The organism is Zymobacter palmae (assembly GCF_003610015.1).
Lineage (GTDB): Bacteria > Pseudomonadota > Gammaproteobacteria > Pseudomonadales > Halomonadaceae > Zymobacter > Zymobacter palmae.
In genome coordinates, this window is sequence record NZ_AP018933.1 from 2,195,917 (window position 1) to 2,219,514 (window position 23,598).

Below are 23,598 nucleotides of genomic sequence, written 5' to 3' on the forward strand. Positions count from 1 at the left end.
TCGACAGAAATCGGGACGCAGAAAAGCCATAACGCCACTCTGGCTGACACGCAGGACGCGCAAGGGTTCACGCCGCAGCGGCAGATGCCACGTTCAATCCACTGTACGCCAGCACGCGGGCTACGTATTCAGGATAGGAGAGCAACGTGTGATCGTCGTCAGGACAATCTATCAGGGTGCAGTTCGCCAACCACTGACGCGTGTGCCGATGATCAATGACCTCATCGCGTCCGCCCAGCAGCGCCATGATGCGCTCAGGGTGCCGCGGAGGCTTCAGTGACAGCGCGTGTAGCTCTTGCTGCATGGCCGGAGTGATCTCAATCTGCTCGCCGGTGACCGGGTTGTCGAAGCGCTCGCCCATTTGCGACTGCACGAAGCGAAGCGGGTCAAGTGCCGGATTTAAAAGGACAATGGCTGACAGAGGATGCCGTTCTGCTAGGCAGAGTGCAAGAAAACCGCCTAAAGAGCTACCGATCACCAACGAGGGAGGTGTCAGCGCGCGCAGCGCGGCTTCGGCCTGTGCCAGTGCCTGCATAGGCGAACTGGACAGCACAGGCGCAGAGAATTCGGGAGGATGAGCCAGTTCACGACAGGCTTCCTGGGTCACGAGCGCTTTGAAGGTACGGGGATGGCTGTTGAAGCCGTGCAGAAACAGCACGCTTTTAACGGACATAGTGCTTCTCGCTCATGATGCATGGTGGACGTTGCCGTCACAACACAGGCGCACTCCCCGCTAAGGAAGTGCGCCTGGAGTCACCGCCAATAATGGCAGTTATCATACCCTACGCAGCACAACATGTATATGTATACAGTGTACCTAACCGAGCATGTGGCGTGGCAAGATCAGCGAGCTGTCTGACCGGCCAGTACTTTCTGGATGAGGTGATTGCTGGAATCGTCCAGAGAGTCGACGCCTTTGCCGCTGGCCAGAATGCCGTCAGCTTCAAGCGCAATTTTCTTGCCGAGCTCAACGCCCCACTGGTCGAAGGAGTTGATGTTCCAGATGATGCCTTGAACGAAAACCTTGTGTTCGTACAGGGCAATCAATGCACCCAGCGTTTCCGGTGCGATGCGATCGACCAGAATGGTGCTGGACGGCTGGTTACCGGCATAGCGTTTGTAGTACGGCGTTTCGCCCTGGTCGCGGATCGCGTCGTTACCCAGCATCAGTACGCGGGACTGTGCAAAGCAGTTGGCCAGCGCCAGACGGTGCTGAGTCTTGAAGCTTTCGCGCAGGCCTTCGTCTTCGATTTCATCGTAGCGATTGATCGGCGCGATGAAGTCACAGGCGACCGACTGCGTGCCTTGGTGCAGCAGCTGGTAGAACGCGTGCTGGCCGTTCGGGCCCACTTCACCCCACAGTACCGGGCAAGTAGAGTAGTCAACGATCTTGCCGTCGTTAGTAACGGATTTACCGTTGGATTCCATTTCGAGCTGCTGGAAGTAGCCCGGCAGATAGCGCAGACGGCCATCGTACGGCAGTACGGCCAGAGAGCGGATATCGAGGAAGTCAGTGTTCCAAATGCCCAGCAGACCGAACAGCACCGGCAGGTTGTTTTCGAGCGGTGTATGGCGGAAGTGCTCGTCCATCGCATGCGCACCAGACAGCAGACGACGGAAGTTGTCCATGCCGATCTTCAGCGCGATGGCGAAACCGATGGCGCTCCACAGGGAGTAGCGACCGCCGACCCAATCCCAGAACTTGAGCTGGTGAGCCGGAGCAAAGCCCCATTCATCCATTTTGGCTGTCTGAGTAGACACACCAATGAAGTGCTGAGCCTTGATTTCTTTTTCGGTTTTGCCTGTGCCTTCGCCCAGCCATACCAGTGCGGTATCGGCGTTGGCTTTGGTGTCGATGGTGCCGAAAGATTTAGAGGAGTAGACGAACAGCGTCGTTTCCGGGTTCAGCGTCGGCAGAATATCGGCCAGCTGAGTACCGTCGATGGTAGACGCAAAGTGGATGTTGATGTGTTTGACGCCAGCCGGTTCAAAACCTTCCAGCGCAGTAGACACCATCAACGGACCGAGGTCGGAACCGCCGACGCCCAAGTTGACCACGTCAGTGATCTGCTTGCCGGTCACGCCTTTCCATTCACCGTTGTGCAGTGACTTGACCAGTCGCTCCATGTCCGCCAGAGCAGCGTGAACGTCAGCCACGACGTTCTGGTCGCCAACCTGCAGTTCGTCATCGGCCGGCAGACGCAGTGCGGTATGCAGCGCCGAGCGGTCTTCGGTGGTGTTGATGCGATCACCGCGCATCAGCTGAGCGATAGCCTGTTCAACACCGGCTTCACGCGCCAGCGCCAGCAGCAGTTCGACGGTTTCCTTGCTCACGCGCTGCTTGGAGAAATCCAGCAGCAGGCCTGCGCCTTCACGGGAGAAATCGTTGAAACGTGCACCTTCAGCAAACAGGGATTTGATGTGCACATCGCGCATACCGTGCTCTGCGTGGTCTTTGAGCGCTTGCCATGCGGATGTTTGGGTGATCGACATAAATTGACTCTCCAAGAACCAGAATTGATATATCGCTACCGGAAAGGACTCCGGCTGTCTGTGTCCCCGCGCTGTCCTGCAGGGTAGAATGCACAGCCATGCTCCAAGGAGCACGACCCGGCAACCCCCGTGGCACCCCACGGCAATTGCCCTGTTCCCATGTTCCAGAGGTCGTCGGACTGCCTGACTTCAGGCGGACGCCATTGCTGGCGTACTGCGTCGCGACGTCCTATGTCGATGGATAAAGACATGCCCCACGACTCGCTTTTTGCCACACCCCAGGACGCTATCGCGCGCTTTTCGTTCGACGAAAAGGTCGCGGCCTGTTTTCCTGACATGATCAGCCGGTCGGTACCCGGCTACGGTCAGATCACCGCCATGGTGGGCGTGATGGCACGCCGCTATCTGCCCGAGCAGGCTCATGTCTACGATCTGGGCTGCTCCCACGGTGCAGCAACGCTGGCGCTGTGCCAGCAACTCGAAGGTCGCGTACCGGACATCACCGCCGTCGATCTATCGCCGGCCATGATCGCTCAAGCCCGGCAGCATCTCGAAACTCATCTGCCGGTCGAGGCCTTCGAACGCATACGGTTGATCGAGGGCGATATCTGCACGCTTGAACTGAAGCCGTCGGACATGATCATCATCAACTTCACGCTGCAGTTTTTGCCGCCAGAGCAGCGACTGCTCGTGATATCGCGACTGCATCACGCCCTTAAGCCGGGGGGAATACTGATTCTTTCCGAGAAGATCACCTGTGATGATCCTGAGGCGGAACGCATCCTGTATGCCCTTCACCATGACTTCAAACGTGCCAATGGCTATTCCGATCTCGAAATCAGTCAAAAACGAACGGCGCTAGAAGACGTCATGCGGACGGACACACTGTCAGCCCACCATGCTCGCCTGGCAGAAGCAGGCTTTGTTCGCCACTTCACCTGGTTCCAGTACCTGAATTTCGCTTCGCTGATCGCGTTCAAGGAATAAGCATGCCCCACACCATCTTACCCCTCTCCCATCAGGCGCTCTATAACGCCTTCGTCGAGCATGGCCTCGTAGACTGGCTGGCGCGCCTGCCCCAGCAGCTGGCCGATGGACTCGATCGCAAGCGCCACGGTGACCTGCCCGGCTGGGAAAGCGCGGTCGCCAAGCTGCCGCCCATTCCCGCCTCGCGCACGGTCGCCCTCGACCGCGATGCAGTCACCGTCGAGGCTGAACTGCCACCCGGCGATCAGGCGCGAGCACACAGTTTGCTGCGCTCGCTGATGCCGTGGCGCAAAGGGCCGTATTCACTGTGCGGCACGGACATCGACACCGAGTGGCGCTCGGATCTTAAATGGCAGCGTGTCCAACCGCACATCAGCCCGCTAGCCGGACGTCGAGTGCTCGACGTGGGCGGTGGCAACGGCTATCACGGCTGGCGCATGGCAGGAGAAGGTGCCTCGTTCGTACTGGTTATCGACCCTTCGCCACGTTTCTTCTACCAGTTTCAAGCCGTGCGCCATTTCATCGGCGACCACCCGCAGGGCAATCGCGTTCACCTACTGCCCGTCGGTATTGAAGACGTGCCTGAACAGCTGAGCTGGTTCGACACCGTCTTTTCGATGGGGGTGTTCTACCACCGCCGTGACCCGTTGGGCCATCTGATGCAGCTGCTCGCTGCACTGCGCCCGGGCGGCGAACTGGTGCTGGAAACCCTGGTCGTGGAAGGCGATGAACATACTGTGCTAATGCCCGGCGAACGCTACGCGCAGATGCCTAACGTCTACTTTTTGCCGTCGACACAGGCACTGTGCCACTGGCTGTCCCGCTGTGGTTTCGAAAATGCGCGCGTCGTCGACGAAGCACTGACCACATCGGAAGAGCAGCGTCGCACTGACTGGATGACGTTCCAGTCGCTCAACGATTTCCTCGATCCCGACGATGCCAGCCTGACGGTGGAAGGCTATCCCGCCCCCCGCCGTGCCGTCATCGTTGCCCAACGACCTGCTCGTTGATCTGGCGCCTACATTAGAACGCTGAGGGTAGCGTGTGTATCCCCAAGGGGTGCGACATATGCGCCCCATGCGGTGGCTTGTCGCTGGCACAATAGCACAGTAACCCCCTGCCGCGCTGCCCATAAACGCCGTTCAACAGCTGGGGCAAAGCTAATGGGCATGACCGCCAGCAGCGCGGTGACCATAACGCAGACGGCCTGCCGAACCGACTGACTCGCTGCGCAATGCGCACGGTACAGTTCGATTCGACAGGCCGCTCGATACGCCCCGCTTGCCTTCTGTCCTCATCACCCGGTGTACACGTTCTCACGCAGGCCGTGGAGACAAGGCATCATCGTCAGATCATGCCTGCGCATCGCCCTCGGCGATGGCGTGAGCCGCATCCTCTTGTTCATTTTCGCTTGATGCCACTGCTGCTGATGCATCACCGCTGTCACGGTCAGGGATGCTGACGCGCACCACTTCCGTATGTTCGATTTCACCGGTGGCATCGCTGACGTCAATGATGCGGAACCCCGGCAACGCCTGTTCATCCACCTCAAAAACATCGCTTCCCGGCGTGAACTGGTCGATAACGGCTGGCGCGGTCAGTACGCGCACGCCATCGCGCTCTTCATCCAGCGGATAGTGGATATGGCCGGCCAGCACGCCGCGCACATGCGGGTAATCGTCGAGGATTTCCCACAGCGAATCGCGATCTTCCAGCGCGATATCGTTCATCCAGCGCGACGGCAGCAGCAACGGCGGATGATGCAGTGCTACGATCACTGGGCGCGTCGTAACGCGCAGACGCTCGTCGAGCCACTGCAGCTGATCTTCGCCCAGATGACCTTCTTCATGCCCTTCATCATTGATATGGCTATCCAGCTGCAGCAGTTCGACCGGCCCCAGATCAACGGCCGCCGCCATCGGCGCAAACGTCGACATGGGCGGTTCGGCATCGTGGTTGCCGGGCAGCCAGCTCCAAGGCACGCCACACCCATTGAGGTACCGTTTTGCGCGTTCGTATGACGCTTCGGAACCATCGTCGCTGATATCGCCCACGACCACGATATGGTCAGGGGCATACTCGGGCACCTTGCCCAGTACGACCTGTGCGTGCCAGTCCGGATAATGACCTCTTACCTGACCTTCTGTATCTGCCAGCAGATGTATGTCGGACAGCTGCACTATGCGCATAAATACCCTCCTGAAGGTGTTTCTGATGCTACCGCTGCGTACACAAAGACAACAGCCGTAGCGTGACCGCATGCCGCGATGGCATGCCGCCTGATGCTTCACTCAAAAAGAAGTGGCTTAACGGGCAGTTAGCGATAAAGGGCTCATCCTATCCTAGCGATGGCGCTTCCACCACCATGCCGTGCTCAAGCGCATGCGTCAGCCACTCCCCAAGGAATCGGTTGAGCTGCAACTTTTCGTCAGGCTGATGCATATAGGGGTTGGGATAGCGGTAACGCCCTTGGAAATGGCGCTGACGCTGAAAATCCGTCACTTCGGCAAGACTGACATCGTGGTACATGTGCACGCGCATACACGGCACTTCCATCAAATGATCAAGCACACCACGCTGCGTGATGCGCAGCATGGTGGTATAGGGCGCGCGTTCGAGCACCTCCACATGAAGCAGCCCGAAGTGACGATATTCGTCGGCGAGGGCGATCACCCGCTCATCGCCCGCCTCATGATCGCCCAACAGACGCTCCAGCCGGAAGAAATTGCTCGCGCATTCCTTCTGTAGGCTGCGAAGATCGGTGGTGTAGGCGCGTCGTGTCATATCAACTCCTGGCTCGCAGACTCGACCGCTCGGCGGCCAACCACTGCAAGCTGATCAAGGCCATGGCATTGTCAATCCGGCCGTTCTTCATCATCTCGCTGATGTCAGTGAAAGAGAAGGTGCGGACACGGATATCTTCGTTCTCTTCTTCCAGCCCATGGATGCCGCCCAACGGCGCGCTGTCGACCAGCGCACAGAACAGGTAGAACTGCTCGCAGGATGCCCCAGGGCTGGTGTAGTAGCGGTACAGTGGGATCAGCTCGGTGACCTTGCAGTTGGCTTCTTCTTCTGCTTCGCGGCGCGCTACTTCTTCCGGCGTTTCATCACGGTCGATAAGCCCGGCTACCGGTTCTAGCAGCCACGGCGAGTGGGCGCTCTGACCGTGTGCAAGCCGCGCCACGATCCCGGCACGAATCTGTTCGACTAACACCACAACATCGCGCTTAGGGTCATACAGCAGCACGCCTACGGCATCGGGGCGAACATGAACTTCGCGGTCAACGGTATCGCTCCAGCCGCCGTCGAAGCGACGATAGCGGTAGTGACGCCGCTCGAAGGTGAAGAAGCCTTTATAGAGCGTTTCTCCACCTTGATCCTGATAGTCATCGACGCCGTAGGTCACATCAAGACGTGCGTCCGATGAGGATTCCGTACTCATGAAGCTTCTCCCTACAGGCTCTTCATTGAGCCTTATCCAATAACGTGGGCAAAAGACGGTGCCCTTCTACGACAGGCGGCGAACGCGGGCCCAATAACGAAGGCATAACATGCCCGCGACCGTCGATGAATTCAATGCCCCTTGCGTGCACGCCGATGCTTTCTTGCACCGATCGTCTTTTGCTATTTTGACAAGCTCCGGAACAGGGACATGCCCGAAACAGACGGAGACAGACAAGGAAGCTCACCATGAAAGGCCGCAATATGACCCGCTGGCGCGATCCCGCCAAGGACCCTCGCCAAGAGCACAAGACGGATCTGATCACGCCGGAAGGCTTTCAACGCATGCACTCGCTCTATGAGCACCTGCGCTACGAGCGCCGCCCGCTGATATCACAGAAAGTGGCCGAAGCCGCCGCACAGGGCGACCGCAGCGAAAATGCGGATTACACCTATAACAAACGAGAGCTGAATCGCACGCTGAGCCGCATTCGTTACCTAGGCAAGCGCCTTGATGCACTGAAGGTGGTCGACCGGCTACCCGCCCAGCGTGACCGCGTCTTCTTCAGTGCATGGGTAACACTCGAAGACCTCGACAGCGATGCAGGAGAGGAACTGAATATCCGTATAGTGGGGCCAGATGAGACGGATAACAAGCGGCACTGGATCAGCATTGACGCGCCTCTGTCGCGCGCACTGCTCGGTAAAACACTGGATGACGAGGTGAATGTGCAGACCCCAGAAGGCCCTCGAACGTGGCTGATCACGGATATCCGGTACGCCACACCGGAAGGAACGGCCTGATCGAAGCAAGAGCCGACAATGGCCCACCTGCCCATCGAAAGTCTGCGCTGACACTGCCCCTCACAACGGGATGACACCGTTTCCTGAACAGGCCTCCTTATCGCTCACCGTAGTGCCTTAGGGATGAGGATACAGAAAGGCCGATGCAAAGCACCGGCCTTTTTGACGTTTGCGTAATGGCTTGTGCTGCTGGCACAGCATACGCTGAGGCCTACGGCCCAAACGCGAGGGCGTTACGCTTGCTGGCGCCCCTTGATCAGGCTAGCCATCACGGTGAGTCCCAGAATCACACCGATGATCGACAGTGATAGGCCGGTACCGATATCGGGTACACCATGCAGCGGCTGACCGTCGTTGATGAACGGCAGTGTGTTCTGGTGCAAAGCATGCAGTACCAGTTTGACGCCGATGAAGGCCAGCAGGCATGACAGCCCTACGCCCAGATAGGTCAGCTTCGACATCAGGCCGTGCAGCAGGAAGTACAGCTGAATCAGCCCCAGCAAAGCAAACGCGTTAGCAGTGAACACGATATAGGCCGACGACGTCAGGCCATAGATCGCCGGTATGGAGTCGAAAGCAAACAGCAGATCGGTGATACCCAGCGCGATCACCACCGCCATAATTGGGGTAGCGACCCAGCGCCGACGCCCTTGCGCATCGGTCTGATGCTCCAACAGATGCGGACTGTCGACTTTGTCACTGATCGGTAGCCAACGCTGCAACCATACGAGGATCTTCGGCATCTCTTCGCTGTCATCGTTATGTGCGAAGTGCTCGATAATCAGTTTGACGGCGCTATAGAGCAGGAACAGCCCAAACAGATAGAACAGCCAGCTGTAGCGTTCAAGCGCTGCCGCACCCAAGGCAATCAGACCGCCACGCATCACCAATGCCATTCCGACCCCGATCAGCAGCGCCTTCTGCTGGAAGCGTGGAGGAATCGAGAACTTGGCCATGATGAGGGCGAAGACGAACAGGTTGTCGACGGACAGGCTCTTCTCGGTCACAAACCCAGCGAAGAACTCACCGCCGTGCGTCGGCCCGGTCAGCCACGTCAGCCCAATCCCGAACAGAATGGCCAACGCGATGAAGAAGGCCGACCAAACGGCAGATTCCTTCAAGGTGGGGGCGTGAGGTTTACGCACGTGCGCCACGAAATCAAAGATAAACAGGCCCAGCGTCACCAATAACGTGACACCCCAGACCCAGCCGGGCACCTGAAGCGTATTTTCCACAGTAAGACTCTCCTGCTTAGCGGTCATATCATTATCGTTGGCGACACAGCGTTCATCGCTGTGTCCTACCAGCATAGTGCACTCCCCTGCCCATAGAGCGGATAGGCCATGCGAGCCTAATAAGACCCCAATGTGCAGGCAACGTGCTGTAAATCAAACTTAACGGATCTGGCGCAGAGTCACGCCCCTTGCCACCAAGTGCACAACATATCACCGGGCACATCTGACGGTCTTGTCTATCACTCCGCCCAAGCACATGATCAAGCCCAAGACCCCGGGCTTCCCACCAAACGCCCCTTTCAACCTTGGTGACCCCCTGTAGTGGTGCCAATAGCGCCCCCAGGCCTCGCTCGTGCTGCATCGTGCCTATACCTGCACGCCCGAGTCCAATCTCATCATGGCACGCAACATTATCATGCCATTGCACACTAGGGCCCTGCCACGATATGGGGGCACTACAAGCGTAACGGTCTAATCACACAGGGTAAAACATCGTCCATACCACTGCGCCCACGCCGCCACCTTGGCACCACTTCAAGCAGATTCATCGGCCAATACGGCGCAACACCGTAGCCTCAACGGTCACATTGCATTGCTGGCAAGGCGGATGATTAGATACGTCAAAGCGCCTATCTTCGCTGCCTTATAATTAGGCCTCCTTTTCAACGTACCGTCACGATAATTACCCTCCAAGAAAGTAGGTATTTATAGCGATCCTCGGATTTTCCTACCCACTATTTCATGACGATACCGCTATAGAAAGCCCCACCTTCAGAACACTTACAACCGGCGCTGTGTGACGCAATACTGATGGTAATTCAGGCCACAGTGGTTGATGTCGCCAAGCCTCCCCGCGCGAGAAGCGGCACCGCAGGCGTCCCCCTTCAGCGTTTCCCTTTCCCATGTCAGTACTGTGATGACCCCATCGACACAGCAGGCTTTATAGAGCACTGCGTAAGCCACCTACATATAAAAAATTATTCGCCCCAACTTATAACAACTAAATAACTTCGCGCAGGCATATATAAAATGTATGTATCAGTATGAATAACCCGATCATCACAATATCTTCCTACTACAAATAAACAGCCGTACTCATAACAATAAGACAATGCATCTATCAGCGAGCCGTGGCGCTCTGCGAAGGGCATAACCCTTATCACTATGTCCATTAGCACAGGTAGGAGAACGGCTACCAACCGCGCCATAGCGGCAGTTACCTCGTGTGATATCCTGCACTTCCCATTGTTTTTGCTCAGGCGTATCGTACCGTTACTTCTTATTGATGGTGCTGGGCGTAAGGAGCATATGCTCGGACGATCTATACATGTCCAATGATTGTAACTATCCATATAAGCAATCATTCTTTGACGGCGCATAGGCAATTTACTGACACTGTTATCACACTGCAGAAAAGTCACTTCAATTTCCTGTCGCACCGCACTATGCCTGCGCCGTCGCCACTCATGAAGGGTGCATATTGATGCCAATTTCACCTCTGAACGAACAGCAGCTCAAGGCGCTGCATGACATCATCGACGGTCTGAACGATCAGTCGAAGGCTTGGCTCTCGGGATATCTGTGGGGGGTCAGTCAGTCTGGCCAGACGCCGCTATCGACCCAGAGCCAAGGCGAACCCGCCAGCGCGGTGCCGGCCGCCGCTGCCCCCGTCACGATCACCCTGCTGTCAGCGTCTCAGACCGGTAATGCGCGCCATGTTGCGCAGCAGCTGCACGACGAACTCAGCAGTGCCGGCCTGACGGTGACGCATACCCCCGTCAGCGAGTACAAACCCAAGGCACTGGCAAACGAGCAGTATGTCATCGTCGTTACATCGACACAGGGTGAAGGCGAACCGCCGGAAGAAGCCTTTGCCTTCTTTAAGTTCCTCGCCTCTAAGAAAGCCCCCTCTCTCAATCAGCTGCATTTTGCAGTGCTGGGGCTGGGCGACAGCACCTACACGCACTTCTGTCAGGCAGGCAAGGACATCGATCAGCGACTTGAAGCGCTCGGCGCTTCTCGCCTGCTGCCGCGCGTAGATGCCGACGTGGACTACGATGACATCGCTCGTGAATGGCGTGGGCAGGTACTGGACATACTCAAGCAGCACGTCGCGAGCAACAGCGCAAGCACTGCATCGGTAACCACGTCGGCATCGTCAGTGACGCCGCTTGCCGCCTCTGCTTGGCACCGCGACACGCCGTTCGAAGCCTCTATTCTGGTCAACCAAAAAATTACAGGGCGCAGCTCCGACCGCGATGTCCGCCATATTGAAATTGACTTGAGCGGCTCGGGCCTGACCTACACCCCCGGCGATGCGCTCGGCGTGTGGTACGAAAACGATCCTGCGTTGGTCGATGAATGGCTGTCCGTCACAGCGCTCTCCGGTGAAGAACCGGTCAGCGTTCAGGACCAGACTCTGTCGCTGCGTGAAGCGCTGCTGCGCCAGTTCGAACTGACCGTCAATAGCACGCGCCTGATTGAGCGATATGCCAGCGTTGCCGGCGATGATGAACTGGCGGCACGGGTACGCGAAGGCCGTCCGGCGCTGCAGGCGTATGCCGACTCGACATCTCCTATCGACATGCTCCGCCAACATCCGCTGTCTCACCCCATCGACGCGGCAACGCTGGTCAGCTGGCTGCGACCGCTGGCACCACGCCTGTACTCCATCTCATCCTCTCAGGCCGAAACCGACGATGAAGTCCATATCACGGTCGGGGTTGTCCGCTATGTCATCGACGACCACGAACGCCGTGGTGGTGCTTCCGGCTATCTCAGCCGCTTGACGGAAGACGACAAGGTACGCGTATTCATCGAACACAATGATAATTTCCGCCTGCCGGAAGACCCCACTACACCGGTCATCATGATCGGTCCGGGCACTGGCGTCGCACCGTTCCGTGCCTTCATCCAGCAGCGTGCCACAGACAACGCCAGCGGACCCAACTGGCTGTTCTTCGGCAACCCGCATTTTCTGGAAGACTTCCTGTATCAGGTGGAATGGCAGCAATACGTCAAGGATGGCGTGCTCAACCGCATTGACCTGGCCTGGTCGCGCGATCAAGCCCAGAAGGTCTATGTGCAGGACAAACTGCGCGAACAGGGAGCCGATGTCTGGCAGTGGCTGCAGGATGGCGCCCACCTGTATGTCTGTGGCGATGCTTCGCGGATGGCCCGCGATGTGGATAGCGCGCTGCTTGGCATCATCCAACAGCATGGCGGCCTCTCAGCCGAGGACGCCGACGATTACCTGACGACGCTTCGCTCCGAGCGCCGCTACCAGAGAGACGTCTACTGATGAGCAAACGTTACGAAGGTCCGCTGATCGTCGATGCACCGCTGTCCGATGCCGAACGGATGAAACGGGAAAGCAACTTCCTGCGTGGCACTATTGCCGACGATCTCAAAGACGGCCTGACCGGCGGTTTCCGCGGCGACAACTTCATGCTGATCCGCTTTCACGGCATGTATCAGCAGGATGACCGTGATATTCGCCGCGAGCGCGAAGAAGAGAAGCTCGAACCACGTCACGCCATGATGATCCGCTGCCGTTTGCCGGGGGGAATCATCTCGCCACAGCATTGGCTGAAGATTGACGAATACGCCAGCGCCAAAACGCTGTACGGCAGCATTCGCCTAACCAACCGTCAAACGTTCCAGTTTCACGGCATCCTGAAAGGTGATCTGAAGTCGGTTCACCAGATGCTGCACGAGATGGGACTGGATTCAATTGCTACCGCGAACGACGTCAACCGCAACGTGATGTGCACGTCAAACCCGATTGAGTCCGAACTGCACGCCGAAGCCTATGCATTGGCGGCACGCATCTCCGAGCACCTGCTGCCGAAGACCCGCGCCTATGCCGAAATCTGGCTCGATAAGGAAAAAGTCGCGACGACCGACGAAGAACCAATCCTCGGCCCGACCTATCTGCCGCGCAAGTTCAAGACGACCGTGGCCATTCCTCCGCTCAACGATGTCGACCTGCACGCCAACGACATGAACTTCGTCGCGATCGCCGAAAATGGGCATCTGGTAGGCTTCAACCTGCTGCTGGGAGGCGGTCTGGCCTATACCCACGGCGACACGTCCACGTTCCCGAGCTTGGCACTCGAAGTGGGTTACCTGCCTGCCGAGCATGCGATCAAAGTGGCCGAGGCCGTCGTGACCACACAGCGCGACTGGGGTGACCGCACCAATCGCCGCCAGGCACGCAGCAAGTACACCCTCAATCGTGTGGGCGTTGACCGCTTCCGCGCCGAAGTGGAGCGCCGTGCGGGCATCACTTTCGAGCCAATCCGCCCATATACATTCACCGAACGCGGCGATCGCTTCGGGTGGGTCAAGGGCATCGACGATAAGTGGCACCTGACGCTGTTCATCGAAAGCGGACGCCTAATCGACCACCCAGGGCTACCGATCAAAACGGGCGTGGCCGAAATCGCCAAGGTGCACAAAGGCGACTTCCGTCTGACGGCGAACCAAAACCTGATCGTGGCAGGCGTGCCGGAAGAAGAAAAAGCAACGATCGAGCGTATCGCACGCGACTACGGCCTGATGCGCGATGTGACACCGCTGCGCCTCAACGCTATGTCCTGCGTCTCGTTTCCAACCTGCCCACTGGCCATGGCCGAAGCCGAGCGCTACCTACCACAATTCATTGATGATGTGGATGCACTGATGGCGAAACACGGCGTCAGTGACGAGTACATTGTCACGCGCATCACTGGATGCCCTAACAACTGCGGCCGTGCCGTGCTGGCCGAGGTCGGACTGGTCGGCAAGGCCCCAGGGCGCTACAACCTGCATATCGGTGGTAACCGTGTCGGCAACCGCATCCCTCGCCTCTACCGCGAGAACGTCCAGACGCCGGAAATTTTGGCTGAACTGGACTCGCTGATCGGACGCTGGGCCACCGAGCGTCAGCCTAGAGAAGGCTTCGGCGATTTCGTCGTCCGCGCGGGCATTGTCGTACCGGTACAGGATGCTGCCATCGATTTCCATGCAGATGAGAACGTCAGCAACGGCTAATGGCCACCGAGGAGTCGCCAGCGCTGGCGGCTCCTCCACCAATGTTCGAGGCCGTCCATCGGATGGTATTCACCCTTATCGTCGATGCCCGTAATGATCGCGCAGGAGACCTTATGACAACATTCACTTCTTCTGATCTTGCCGCGCTGAGCACTGAGCCACGCGAGGCACAGGCCCAAGCGCTGGCCGATGCCAACCGCCATCTGGCGACGCTTGATGCCAAGGGCCGTGTCGCATGGGCACTCGAACACCTTCCCGAGACGCAGGTGCTGACCTCAAGCTTCGGCATCCAGTCAGCGGTGATGCTGCATCTGGTTACTCAGCAACGCCCTGATGCGCCCGTCATCCTGACGGATACAGGCTATCTGTTCCCTGAAACCTACCGTTTCATTGACCAGCTGACCGAGCGCCTTCACCTCAACCTCAAGGTGTACCGTGCAACGCTATCCGCCGCTTGGCAGGAGGCGCGCTACGGAAAGCTGTGGGAAGGCGGTGTCGAAGGAATTGAACGCTACAACCACCTCAACAAAGTCGAGCCGCTGAACCGCGCGCTTGATGAACTCAATGCCAGTACATGGTTTGCCGGGCTGCGCCATGACCAGTCCAGCAGCCGTGCCCAACTTCCGATCCTGTCGATCCAGCGTGGCGTCTTCAAGGTGCTGCCCATCATCGACTGGACCAACAAAGACGTGCACTACTATCTGGAAGCCTTCAATCTGCCCTATCACCCGCTGAGGGAAGAAGGCTATTTCTCCGTAGGCGACACACATACCACCCAGAAATGGGAACCCGGCATGAGCGAGGAGCAGACTCGCTTCTTTGGCCTTAAGCGCGAATGCGGTCTGCACGAAGACGACGGCAGCCGCTAGTCCCGGATTTCATTCTTTCGGCCCACTGCCAGCGGGCCACGTCATCAGGAAAGACAGCACATGGCGCATTTCCCTCTTTTTGCTGACCTTGACGGACGCCCCGTGCTGATCGTGGGCGGTGGCGATGTCGCCGCACGCAAGGTCACGCTGTTGCTCAAGGCCAAGGCCGACATTCTGGTCGTTGCGCATACACTCAGCGATGAGATGCAGGCGCACGTAACGCACAGCGAGCTGCGTTGGATCGCACACGATTTCTCTCCCGAGCTGATCGATGACGTGTTCCTCGTGATTGCCGCCACTAACGACCATGCGCTCAACCAGACCGTCAAGGAGGCCGCCGACGCGCGCCACCGTTTGGTCAATGTCGTTGACGCACCGCAGCACTGCAGTTTCATCGTACCGGCCATCATCGACCGCGATCCCATCACTATCGCCATTTCGTCGGCAGGCAAGGCCCCCGTGCTGCTGCGTACGCTACGGGAACGTCTGGAATCGCTGCTGCCAATGCACCTCGGCCCAATGGCGGAAATTGCCAGCCGCTGGCGCGACCGCGTCAAACAGCGCTTCAGTCGCATAAGTGACCGCCGCCGTTTCTGGGAAAAAGCCTTCAAGGGTGACTTTGCCTCTGCCGTAGCACAGGGCGAAGAAGCACATGCCGAAAGCCTGCTTGAGCACGCTCTGTCCAGCCCCGCCGCCGTAGAAGCCCCGCAGGGTGAAGTTATTCTGGTCGGTGCCGGGCCCGGCGATGCCGGTCTTCTGACATTGCGTGGGCTCCAAGAACTTCAGCAGGCCGACGTGGTGCTGTTCGATCAATTGGTCAGCGCTGACGTGCTGGAACTGGTACGCCGCGATGCTCAGCGCATCTGCACCGGCAAGCGAGCCGGTTGCCACAGCATGCCACAGGATGAGATCAACCAGCTGATCGTCCGCTTAGCCCGCAAAGGGCAGCGTGTGGTACGCCTAAAAGGTGGCGACCCGCTAATTTTCGGCCGTGGTGGTGAAGAGATGCAGGCCATCCGCGCCGCGGGCATTCCCTATCAGGTGGTACCTGGCATCACTGCAGCCTCAGCCGCTACGACCTATGCGGGCATCCCGCTGACACATCGCGAACATGCTCAAAACGTGATGTTTATGACCGGTCATCGCTGCGACAGTACTGATGCACCTGACTGGCAGGACCTTGCGCGCCACCACCAGACGCTGGCGATCTACATGGGCACGGTCAAAGCGGCTGAAATCTCGGCACAGCTGATCCGCCACGGCCGCCATGCCAGCACGCCCGTGGCCGTCATCAGCAATGCGACCCGTGCCGACCAGAAAGTGCGGCTTGGCCGCCTCGATCAACTGGCAGCGCTTGCTGCCGAAGCCGAACGCCCCGCCCTGCTGGTGATCGGCGAAGTCGTGACGCTTCACGATGAACTGGCGTGGTTCAGAACGCCCTACCGACTCGACCTCCAGAACGTTCCTCTGGTCAACCTTGCGTGAGGATCATCATGACGACAAACCGATTGACTCATCTGCAACAGCTCGAAGCCGAAAGCATCCACATCATCCGCGAAGTCGCTGCCGAATTTGATAACCCGGTCATGCTGTATTCGATCGGCAAGGACTCATCGGTGATGCTGCATCTGGCACGCAAAGCCTTCTACCCGGGCCGACTGCCCTTCCCGCTACTTCATGTCGATACCGGCTGGAAGTTCCGCGAAATGTACGAGTTCCGAGACCGCACGGCCAACGCCTATGGCTTTGACCTGCTGGTACACAAGAATCCCGAGGGCGTGGCGATGGGCATCAATCCTTTCGATCACGGCAGCGCTCGTCATACGGACATTATGAAGACCGAAGGGCTGAAACAGGCCCTCGACAAATACGGTTTCGATGCCGCCTTCGGTGGCGCACGCCGTGATGAGGAAGGTTCACGCGCCAAGGAACGCGTCTATTCGTTCCGCGACCGCTTCCACCGCTGGGACCCTAAGAACCAGCGCCCCGAGCTGTGGCACAACTACAATGCCCGCATCAACAAAGGGGAAAGCATCCGCGTGTTCCCGCTGTCCAACTGGACGGAACTGGACATCTGGCAATATATCCTGCTGGAGAACATCGACATTGTGCCGCTCTACCTAGCGGCCAAGCGCCCGGTTGTGGAACGCGACGGCATGCTGATGATGGTCGACGATGAGCGCTTCCCTCAGCAGCCGGGCGAAAAGATTGAAGAGAAAATGGTGCGCTTCCGTACGCTGGGCTGCTGGCCGCTGACGGGGGCCATCGAATCCGAGGCCACCACGCTGCCCGAGATCATCGAAGAGATGCTAGTGGCAACAACCAGCGAACGTCAGGGGCGCCTGATCGACCGTGATCAGGTGGGATCAATGGAGCTGAAAAAACGCCAAGGCTACTTCTGATCACCACTCGATAGCCCGCGGCACTGGCCGCACGCGCTGGCACCTTGCAGGCCATTTTTATGGCCCATCATCATCTGCGGCAGTGGCACTGCAGCAGCGCACGGTTACTCTTACAGGACAGGCCGTTCCGGCCATCGCTCGGCGGGAACGCGCAGGAGAGGATTGATGACTCAACATACGGCGGCACAGGATGCCCACACCGACAGCAGCATGGATAACAGCGCTATTGTGCGCGAGATCGCCGAATACGGCGGCGTCGAAGCCTATCTGAAAGCGCAAAGCAACAAAGGCATGCTGCGCTTTTTAACCTGCGGTAGCGTCGACGATGGCAAGAGCACATTGATCGGCCGTCTGCTACACGACACACGTCAGATCTACGAAGATCAGCTGTCGAGCCTGCACCAGACCAGCAAGCGCCACGGTACGCAGGGCGAAAATCTTGATCTGGCACTATTGGTAGCCGGTCTTCAGGCGGAACGTGAGCAAGGCATCACCATTGACGTGGCCTACCGCTATTTTTCGACCCAGAAACGCAAGTTCATCATCGCCGATACGCCCGGACACGAGCAGTACACGCGCAACATGGCAACCGGTGCCTCCACCTGCGAACTGGCCGTCGTACTGATCGATGCGCGCAAAGGGGTACTCGACCAAACGCGCCGCCACAGTTTCATCGTTTCGCTGCTGGGTATTCGCCATCTGGTAGTTGCCGTCAACAAGATGGATCTGGTCGACAACGATCAGGACGTCTTTGAAAAAATCCGGTCCGACTACCTTGATCTGGCCGAACAGCTGCCGGGCAAGCTGGATATTCGCTTCGTTCCGTTGTCAGCCCTGACCGGCGACAACATTGTCGAGCGCACCGGCGACACACCCTGGTATACCGGCCCCTCGCTGCTGGAACTGTTGGAAACGATTCAGGTCACGCCGGCGGCCATCGACATGCCACTGCGATTCCCGGTGCAGTACGTCAACCGTCCCGACCTCGACTTTCGCGGCTATGCCGGCACCGTAGCGGGCGGTACGTTGACCGCCGGGCAAGCCATCAAGGCGCTGCCGTCCGGCCGCACCTCGCATATCGACCGCATCGTGACCTTCGACGGAGACCTGAACGAAGCACAGGTCGGTCAGGCCGTCACCGTGACCCTGAAGGACGAGCTAGACATCAGCCGTGGAGACCTGATTGTGGCCGCTGATGACACGCTCAAAGCCGCTTCAGGGGCCAGCGTCGACGTCGTCTGGATGACTGAAGCGCCACTCGAAATTGGCAAGCGCTACCTGCTCAAAGTGGCCGGTGAAAGCTGCCAGGCGCAGGTGACCGGCATCGACTATCAGGTCGAGATCAACACCCTTGCCCAGGTGGATGCCGATGCTTTGCCGCTTAACGGCATTGGGCGCGTGCGCTTGGCCTTCGACAAGCCGCTGCTGATCGACCCGTACACAACCAATAGCGTGACGGGGGGGGCGATTCTGATCGACCGTATCAGCAACGTTACGGTAGGGGCTGCGATGGTGCACGACACGCTGACGGATGCCTCTCAGGGAACACCGTCCCAGTACAGTGCCTTCGAGCTGGAGCTCAATGCGCTTGTTCGCCGCCACTTCCCACACTGGAATGTGCGCGACCTGCTTAACGAAGGAAAATAACGAAACGCTGGCACACCCACCGCCCTTCGGCGTGTGCCAGTGACTGGTAGGTGCCCGCACGGCCGCATGCCTGCCGTGCCAACGCACCCAACGTACCCACCGTGCAGGCCAAGGCCGCGCACCGTACGTCAGGAGAAACGTCCTCATGCCCGAGTCACGGCAGGACAAGGCCAACCTTAGCGAACACGCCCCCGACATTGTTTGGCACCAGCACGCCGTCACGCGCGAAAGCCGCGAGCTGCGTCAGGGCCACCAAGGGGCCGTGCTGTGGTTCACCGGGCTATCCGGTTCGGGGAAATCCACCCTAGCAGGTGCCGTAGAACAGGCCCTTCAGCAGCAGCGTATCAACACCTATCTGCTGGATGGCGACAACACGCGCCACGGCCTGTGCAGCGACCTCGGCTTTACCGCTGATGATCGCCGAGAAAATATCCGTCGTGTCAGCGAAGTCGCCGCGCTCATGGTCGATGCGGGGCTGGTCGTATTGGCCGCCTTTATTTCACCACACCGCGCCGAACGTCAGGCGGCCCGTGACAAGCTTCCCCAAGGGCGCTTCCTGGAAATCTTCGTCGATACACCGCTGGATGAATGCGAACGCCGCGACCCAAAAGGCCTCTACCGCAAGGCGCGTGCCGGAGAGATTCGCAACTTCACCGGCATTGATGCCGAATACGAGGCCCCCGATGCGCCAGAGCTTCACCTCGACGGTCGCCAGCCGCTTGCCACGCTGGTCGATGCGGTGCTCTACGCTCTGCGCCAGCGCCGCATGATTCCCTGAAAACTGGTCATCAGAATAGCAAAGCGCATCGTAGGAATGAGAAACGCCCCGACAACCATTAGGCCATTGGGGCGTTTCTCATTGTCGATGACATCTCATGTCATCACAGCGCTATCACGCAAGAGATGGAGAGACCAGTACTTTGATCTGGGTCTTATCCGTGTTAAGGCGCTCGAACCCTTCTTCAATGGCATCCGCCAGCGGAATTCTGGCCGTTACGAAATCTTCCGTTTTGAAGAAGCCGCGCTTCATCAGCGAGATAACGGTCGGGAACACATTGCGGTAAGCGAAAACACCCATCACGTTACGCTCTTTCAGCAGCAGCACGTTTGGCTGAACGGTAGCGGGTTCTTCCCATACGCTAACCACAACGGTCTGACCGTGGCTACGCGTGCAGGACAGGCTAGCCTGCAACATACGGCTAGCACCCGTGACCTCAAAGGCCACGTCTACGCCGCCACGGGTCAGCTCAATCAGTTTTTCGACCGGATCAACCGCAGACGGGTCGATCGTGATCGCGCCCATTTCTTCCGCCTTGCGACGGCGTGCTTCAGAACGCTGGACGACGTAGATATCCTGAGCGCCCGCGGCTTTCAGGGTCTCGACCAGCATCAAACCGATCGCACCAGCCCCAAAGATCGCCACGCGATCGCCCGGTTTGAACGCACTACTACGCACGGCATGAACGGCAACCGCGACCGGCTCAACTAACGCGCCCTGCTCCAGCGAGACTTCATCCGGCAAACGGTGCAGCAATTTTTCGGACAGCGTGACCTCTTCAGCGAAACCGCCGCCAATACCGGAGATGCCAATCAAACCACCATCTTCGCACAGGTGATAGTCGCCCTGACGGGAGGAAGGAGAGTCAGGGTTGAACAGCAGCGGCTCTACCGTTACGCGATCGCCGACCTTCCATTCCGTGACACCTTCGCCCACTTCAGCGATGGTGCCGGACAGTTCATGGCCCAGTACGACCGGCGCAGTTTCACCGGTCAGCGGATGCGGTGCTTCCGTTGGAATGATAACCGGGCCCGCATTGTATTCATGCAGGTCGGTACCACAGATGCCACACCACGCCACATTGATGCGCACCTCGCCTGTGCCAGGCGCACGGCTATCGATGTCATCAATTCTGAGGTCGCGGCGAGCATGCCAACGTAATGCTTTCATTAATGTTATCCCCTTAAATGAATGACGGTCGTCATAGACCGGCATGTGTGAAAGAAATGAGATCACACATAACTGGGGAGTGTTTTTATAACGGAGGCCGCCAAGAGACGATAGGACACATGCGCACACTAGCCAAAAGAATATCAGACCAAGTGTTAACTGCATGGAACTTGAAAACGGCGTATTAATATGACCCAAGTTACCGATAAGGATACGCTAAGCATAGACCGTCCCGCAGTACAGAACGGCGACTTGGCGATGCTCTGAGCAGTGCATCACTTATATGTCGATCAGAAACGAAAACGCCGCCCCTATACAGGAGCGGCGTAGCAACGGACAAGGCAGAAGGTGTTCCGGAAAAACACCTAACCGCATTATGCGTTGTGAGCAGAAACCAGGATTTTGACCTGATCTTTCTCGTTCAGCAGCGCGTGGAAGCCTTTTTCTACGACGTCGTTCAGCGCAACCTTATCGGTAACGAAGTCATCGACCTTGAAGTAGCCCTGAGCCATCAGGTTCAGAACGGCCGGGAAGACGTTGCAGTAAGCGAACACGCCAGTCATGCTACGTTCTTTCAGCAGCAGAGCGTTCGGCTGGATCGGAGCCGGTTTAGTCCATACGCTGATGACGATCGCTTCACCGTGCATTTTGGTGCTGTCGATAGCCTGCTGCAGAACCGGAGCAACACCGGTTACTTCGAAGGCGACGTCGACACCGCCGTCGGTTTCTTCGACGATCAGGTCAACGATGTTGTCGACTTTGGCCGGGTTCAGAACGGTAGCACCCAGTTTTTCAGCGCGTGCACAGCGTTCTTCGGACAGCTCGATCGCGTAGATCTTGTTGGCGCCAGCGGCTTTCAGAGATTCGATTGTCAGCAGACCAATCGGACCTGCACCGAAGACAGCAACGTTGTCGCCCGGTTTGAAACGGCTACGACGGACAGCGTGGAATGCTACGGCAGCAGGCTCGACCAGCGCGCCCTGTTCGTAGGAAACGTTTTCCGGCATGCGGTGCAGCATGTCGACCGGTACGCAAGCGTATTCGGAGAAGCCACCGCCCATACCTGACAGACCGTACAGACCCATGTCATCGCACAGGTTGTACAGGCCAACGCGGCCAGCACGAGATTTCGGGTTGAACATCAGCGGTTCGACAACGACGCGGTCGCCGACGTTCCAGCCTTCTACGCCTTCACCGATTTCGAGGATTTCACCTGCGAATTCGTGACCCAGCGTTACCGGCGCGGTTTCGCCAGTCAGCGGGTGCGGCTTGTCTGTCGGGATGAAAACAGGACCACCTTCGTATTCGTGAAGGTCAGTACCGCAGATACCACACCAGTGAACTTTCAGTTTCACACAGCCCGGTTTTGCTGTTGCTTCTTCGACTTCGTCAACACGAATGTCTTTTTGAGCATGCCACCTGAGTGCTTTCATGGTTTCAATCCCAACATTAAGAAGTAGATGTTTTACACGCGAACGCGTGTCCCAGAATTTGGCGCCCAGCATAAAAGGAAGCTGTACTAAAGGGAAAGACTAATTCTCTCTCACGCCGTGGCGAGTTGCCGCACTATCAGCGTCAACAATAGACAGCTCCTTTATCGGCCGTCGCCTTGCGTGCTTAACCATACCTTCGCAGTAGGCCAACCACTCACCTTTAGACGCTCGGATTTATATCAACAAACCGAGTGTTTACCAAAACGAAATCATACTAATTTACTTAGCCATGAGGGTGCGGCGTCATCACCTCAATCATCAACGATGACGGCTCACTGGCGTGAACCCTAATGGCGTCGGCCTCTGCAGCCACAGCCTTCCACGCGTCGTTTTGCCGCTGCTGGATATCGCTCCATCCCTGCCAACGCTGCAACACGCGATGGCACCAACGCATCAACGGCGAGAGATGGCGATGGGCGAACAGCGCTTGAGCTACCAGATGATGCCCTTCCAAACGTTGCTGACAACGCAGGCGTTCGCTGGCGACACTCTGTCTGCCATGCGGCACCAATTCGGCCTGAGCTTCGAAGCGTACATGCCAACCCGCCTGGTAGCAGCGCAGACCATAATCCGCTCCCGCCCATTCCACGCTAGCGTCCATCTGTTCATCGAACAGGCCAATCTGCTCGGCCGCTTGGCGCCGCACGCTGAAATTATGCTCACCCAAACGATTGGTGCGTCCGCCCGCAAGGCAGTTGAACTGTCCCTTGAGCTGGCACGTACGCGACAGAGTGGGCACGCGAGATGAAGCGGTTTCACTGGTAACGATGCGCCCCTGAACCGCGCCCATCTGCGCCTCTAAATAACAGGCCATATGCTGATCGACAAAGTAAGGCCCGAAGGACACATGATCGGTGATAAAGATCAGCACATCCCCCGTGGCATGCGTCAGGGCATGGTTGTAGAGCGCCAGACGTGAGCGCTTGGGCAACACCATATGGCGGATGCGCGCCTGCTTGCGCTCCAGAAAATCTTCTGCGATCAGTGAACGGTTGTCGACGCTATCCAGCACCAACACTTCGAGCTGGGCATAGCGCTGCGCCAGAGCGCATCTGAGGGTATTGACCAGGTGTGTGTCGCGACCACTGGCCGCCACGATCAGAGAGGCCTTCATGTTATCCGTCCTTGCTTGCGGGGAGACTGCGAACAGTACGCTACCGCCAGCCACGCCCAGCTAGTGCTCAGGCAAGCGGTCGGCAGCATACCGATACGTATCTACAAGTGAACAAGTGTGGCGTAACTCAA

General features: G+C 58.0%; 19 protein-coding genes. 10 read left to right on the plus strand and 9 right to left on the minus strand.

The features are described 5' to 3' along the window. Positions 1-67: 67 nt before the first annotated feature. Both ZBT109_RS09795 and pgi read right to left on the minus strand, forming a co-directional pair. Positions 68-673, minus strand: a complete 606-nt coding sequence (locus ZBT109_RS09795) for a YqiA/YcfP family alpha/beta fold hydrolase (RefSeq protein ID WP_027704696.1) — start codon at positions 671-673, stop codon at positions 68-70. A gap of 170 nt (positions 674-843) precedes the next feature. Then, positions 844-2,493 (minus strand): glucose-6-phosphate isomerase, encoded by a 1,650-nt coding sequence (gene pgi, locus ZBT109_RS09800; protein ID WP_027704697.1) that lies wholly within the window; start codon positions 2,491-2,493, stop codon positions 844-846. 249 nt (positions 2,494-2,742) lie between these two features. Between pgi and cmoA the strand changes: the two genes are divergently transcribed. Both cmoA and cmoB read left to right on the plus strand, forming a co-directional pair. Further along, entirely contained in the window at positions 2,743-3,480 is a 738-nt protein-coding gene (cmoA, locus tag ZBT109_RS09805; RefSeq protein WP_084261735.1) for a carboxy-S-adenosyl-L-methionine synthase CmoA, read from the plus strand. 2 nt (positions 3,481-3,482) lie between these two features. Then, the gene (cmoB, locus tag ZBT109_RS09810) at positions 3,483-4,490 is read left to right on the plus strand and encodes a tRNA 5-methoxyuridine(34)/uridine 5-oxyacetic acid(34) synthase CmoB (RefSeq protein WP_027704699.1); all 1,008 of its coding nucleotides are present in this window, start codon (positions 3,483-3,485) and stop codon (positions 4,488-4,490) included. Between the two features lie 342 nt (positions 4,491-4,832). On the opposite strand, the gene ZBT109_RS09815 is transcribed toward cmoB, so the two are convergent. From ZBT109_RS09815 to ZBT109_RS09825, 3 genes are all read right to left on the minus strand, one after another. Next, a complete protein-coding gene (locus ZBT109_RS09815) occupies positions 4,833-5,669 on the minus strand; it encodes a metallophosphoesterase family protein (RefSeq protein ID WP_051523694.1) in 837 nt (278 codons plus the stop codon). Positions 5,670-5,817: 148 nt separating this feature from the next. Next, positions 5,818-6,264, minus strand: coding sequence for a DUF1249 domain-containing protein (locus ZBT109_RS09820; RefSeq protein WP_027704700.1), 447 nt, complete (start codon positions 6,262-6,264; stop codon positions 5,818-5,820). A gap of 1 nt (position 6,265) precedes the next feature. After that, positions 6,266-6,922, minus strand: a complete 657-nt coding sequence (locus ZBT109_RS09825) for an NUDIX domain-containing protein (RefSeq protein ID WP_027704701.1) — start codon at positions 6,920-6,922, stop codon at positions 6,266-6,268. Between the two features lie 248 nt (positions 6,923-7,170). Here ZBT109_RS09825 and greB point away from each other — a divergent pair, with 248 nt between their 5' ends. Beyond that, complete coding sequence (gene greB, locus ZBT109_RS09830; protein ID WP_084261737.1) at positions 7,171-7,725, plus strand: transcription elongation factor GreB; 555 nt, start codon at positions 7,171-7,173, stop codon at positions 7,723-7,725. Positions 7,726-7,958: 233 nt separating this feature from the next. On the opposite strand, the gene ZBT109_RS09835 is transcribed toward greB, so the two are convergent. Further along, a complete protein-coding gene (locus tag ZBT109_RS09835; protein WP_232012838.1) occupies positions 7,959-9,035 on the minus strand; it encodes a TerC/Alx family metal homeostasis membrane protein in 1,077 nt (358 codons plus the stop codon). Between the two features lie 1,408 nt (positions 9,036-10,443). On the opposite strand from ZBT109_RS09835, the gene cysJ reads away from it, so the two are divergent. From cysJ to cysC, 7 genes are all read left to right on the plus strand, one after another. Further along, positions 10,444-12,261 (plus strand): NADPH-dependent assimilatory sulfite reductase flavoprotein subunit, encoded by a 1,818-nt coding sequence (cysJ, locus tag ZBT109_RS09840; RefSeq protein ID WP_038277764.1) that lies wholly within the window; start codon positions 10,444-10,446, stop codon positions 12,259-12,261. Then, on the plus strand, positions 12,261-13,994 hold the full coding sequence (cysI, locus tag ZBT109_RS09845; RefSeq protein ID WP_027704705.1) for an assimilatory sulfite reductase (NADPH) hemoprotein subunit: 1,734 nt from the start codon (positions 12,261-12,263) through the stop codon (positions 13,992-13,994). Before cysJ ends, cysI begins: the two co-directional genes overlap by 1 nt. A gap of 113 nt (positions 13,995-14,107) precedes the next feature. Beyond that, the gene (locus tag ZBT109_RS09850; RefSeq protein WP_027704706.1) at positions 14,108-14,863 is read left to right on the plus strand and encodes a phosphoadenylyl-sulfate reductase; all 756 of its coding nucleotides are present in this window, start codon (positions 14,108-14,110) and stop codon (positions 14,861-14,863) included. 60 nt (positions 14,864-14,923) lie between these two features. Beyond that, complete coding sequence (gene cysG, locus ZBT109_RS09855) at positions 14,924-16,348, plus strand: siroheme synthase CysG (RefSeq protein ID WP_027704707.1); 1,425 nt, start codon at positions 14,924-14,926, stop codon at positions 16,346-16,348. Between the two features lie 8 nt (positions 16,349-16,356). Next, complete coding sequence (gene cysD / locus ZBT109_RS09860) at positions 16,357-17,265, plus strand: sulfate adenylyltransferase subunit CysD (RefSeq protein ID WP_027704708.1); 909 nt, start codon at positions 16,357-16,359, stop codon at positions 17,263-17,265. 210 nt (positions 17,266-17,475) lie between these two features. Further along, the gene (cysN, locus tag ZBT109_RS09865; protein WP_027704709.1) at positions 17,476-18,912 is read left to right on the plus strand and encodes a sulfate adenylyltransferase subunit CysN; all 1,437 of its coding nucleotides are present in this window, start codon (positions 17,476-17,478) and stop codon (positions 18,910-18,912) included. Positions 18,913-19,057: 145 nt separating this feature from the next. Beyond that, entirely contained in the window at positions 19,058-19,690 is a 633-nt protein-coding gene (gene cysC / locus ZBT109_RS09870; protein WP_027704710.1) for an adenylyl-sulfate kinase, read from the plus strand. Between the two features lie 114 nt (positions 19,691-19,804). Here cysC and ZBT109_RS09875 read toward each other — a convergent pair whose 3' ends face one another. The 3 genes from ZBT109_RS09875 to ZBT109_RS09885 all read right to left on the minus strand — a co-directional run bounded on the left by ZBT109_RS09875 (position 19,805) and on the right by ZBT109_RS09885 (position 23,467). Continuing rightward, positions 19,805-20,860: a 2,3-butanediol dehydrogenase gene (locus tag ZBT109_RS09875; RefSeq protein WP_027704711.1), complete on the minus strand. Its 1,056-nt coding sequence runs from the start codon at positions 20,858-20,860 to the stop codon at positions 19,805-19,807. A gap of 374 nt (positions 20,861-21,234) precedes the next feature. Further along, positions 21,235-22,293: a 2,3-butanediol dehydrogenase gene (locus ZBT109_RS09880; protein WP_027704712.1), complete on the minus strand. Its 1,059-nt coding sequence runs from the start codon at positions 22,291-22,293 to the stop codon at positions 21,235-21,237. A gap of 283 nt (positions 22,294-22,576) precedes the next feature. Beyond that, positions 22,577-23,467 carry a glycosyltransferase family 2 protein gene (locus ZBT109_RS09885; protein ID WP_027704713.1) on the minus strand — a complete coding sequence of 297 codons (891 nt, stop codon included), beginning with the start codon at positions 23,465-23,467 and terminating at the stop codon, positions 22,577-22,579. Between the last annotated feature and the right edge of the window lie 131 nt (positions 23,468-23,598).

What these genes read in the sequence shown, in the direction of transcription:
- ZBT109_RS09795 (WP_027704696.1), bottom strand. Translation starts at nt 673, where the DNA reads ATGTCCGTTAAAAGCGTGCTGTTTCTGCACGGCTTCAACAGCCATCCC.
- pgi (WP_027704697.1), bottom strand. Translation starts at nt 2,493, where the DNA reads ATGTCGATCACCCAAACATCCGCATGGCAAGCGCTCAAAGACCACGCA.
- cmoA (WP_084261735.1), top strand. Translation starts at nt 2,743, where the DNA reads ATGCCCCACGACTCGCTTTTTGCCACACCCCAGGACGCTATCGCGCGC.
- cmoB (WP_027704699.1), top strand. Translation starts at nt 3,483, where the DNA reads ATGCCCCACACCATCTTACCCCTCTCCCATCAGGCGCTCTATAACGCC.
- ZBT109_RS09815 (WP_051523694.1), bottom strand. Translation starts at nt 5,669, where the DNA reads ATGCGCATAGTGCAGCTGTCCGACATACATCTGCTGGCAGATACAGAA.
- ZBT109_RS09820 (WP_027704700.1), bottom strand. Translation starts at nt 6,264, where the DNA reads ATGACACGACGCGCCTACACCACCGATCTTCGCAGCCTACAGAAGGAA.
- ZBT109_RS09825 (WP_027704701.1), bottom strand. Translation starts at nt 6,922, where the DNA reads ATGAGTACGGAATCCTCATCGGACGCACGTCTTGATGTGACCTACGGC.
- greB (WP_084261737.1), top strand. Translation starts at nt 7,171, where the DNA reads ATGAAAGGCCGCAATATGACCCGCTGGCGCGATCCCGCCAAGGACCCT.
- ZBT109_RS09835 (WP_232012838.1), bottom strand. Translation starts at nt 9,035, where the DNA reads ATGCTGGTAGGACACAGCGATGAACGCTGTGTCGCCAACGATAATGAT.
- cysJ (WP_038277764.1), top strand. Translation starts at nt 10,444, where the DNA reads ATGCCAATTTCACCTCTGAACGAACAGCAGCTCAAGGCGCTGCATGAC.
- cysI (WP_027704705.1), top strand. Translation starts at nt 12,261, where the DNA reads ATGAGCAAACGTTACGAAGGTCCGCTGATCGTCGATGCACCGCTGTCC.
- ZBT109_RS09850 (WP_027704706.1), top strand. Translation starts at nt 14,108, where the DNA reads ATGACAACATTCACTTCTTCTGATCTTGCCGCGCTGAGCACTGAGCCA.
- cysG (WP_027704707.1), top strand. Translation starts at nt 14,924, where the DNA reads ATGGCGCATTTCCCTCTTTTTGCTGACCTTGACGGACGCCCCGTGCTG.
- cysD (WP_027704708.1), top strand. Translation starts at nt 16,357, where the DNA reads ATGACGACAAACCGATTGACTCATCTGCAACAGCTCGAAGCCGAAAGC.
- cysN (WP_027704709.1), top strand. Translation starts at nt 17,476, where the DNA reads ATGGATAACAGCGCTATTGTGCGCGAGATCGCCGAATACGGCGGCGTC.
- cysC (WP_027704710.1), top strand. Translation starts at nt 19,058, where the DNA reads ATGCCCGAGTCACGGCAGGACAAGGCCAACCTTAGCGAACACGCCCCC.
- ZBT109_RS09875 (WP_027704711.1), bottom strand. Translation starts at nt 20,860, where the DNA reads ATGAAAGCATTACGTTGGCATGCTCGCCGCGACCTCAGAATTGATGAC.
- ZBT109_RS09880 (WP_027704712.1), bottom strand. Translation starts at nt 22,293, where the DNA reads ATGAAAGCACTCAGGTGGCATGCTCAAAAAGACATTCGTGTTGACGAA.
- ZBT109_RS09885 (WP_027704713.1), bottom strand. Translation starts at nt 23,467, where the DNA reads ATGAAGGCCTCTCTGATCGTGGCGGCCAGTGGTCGCGACACACACCTG.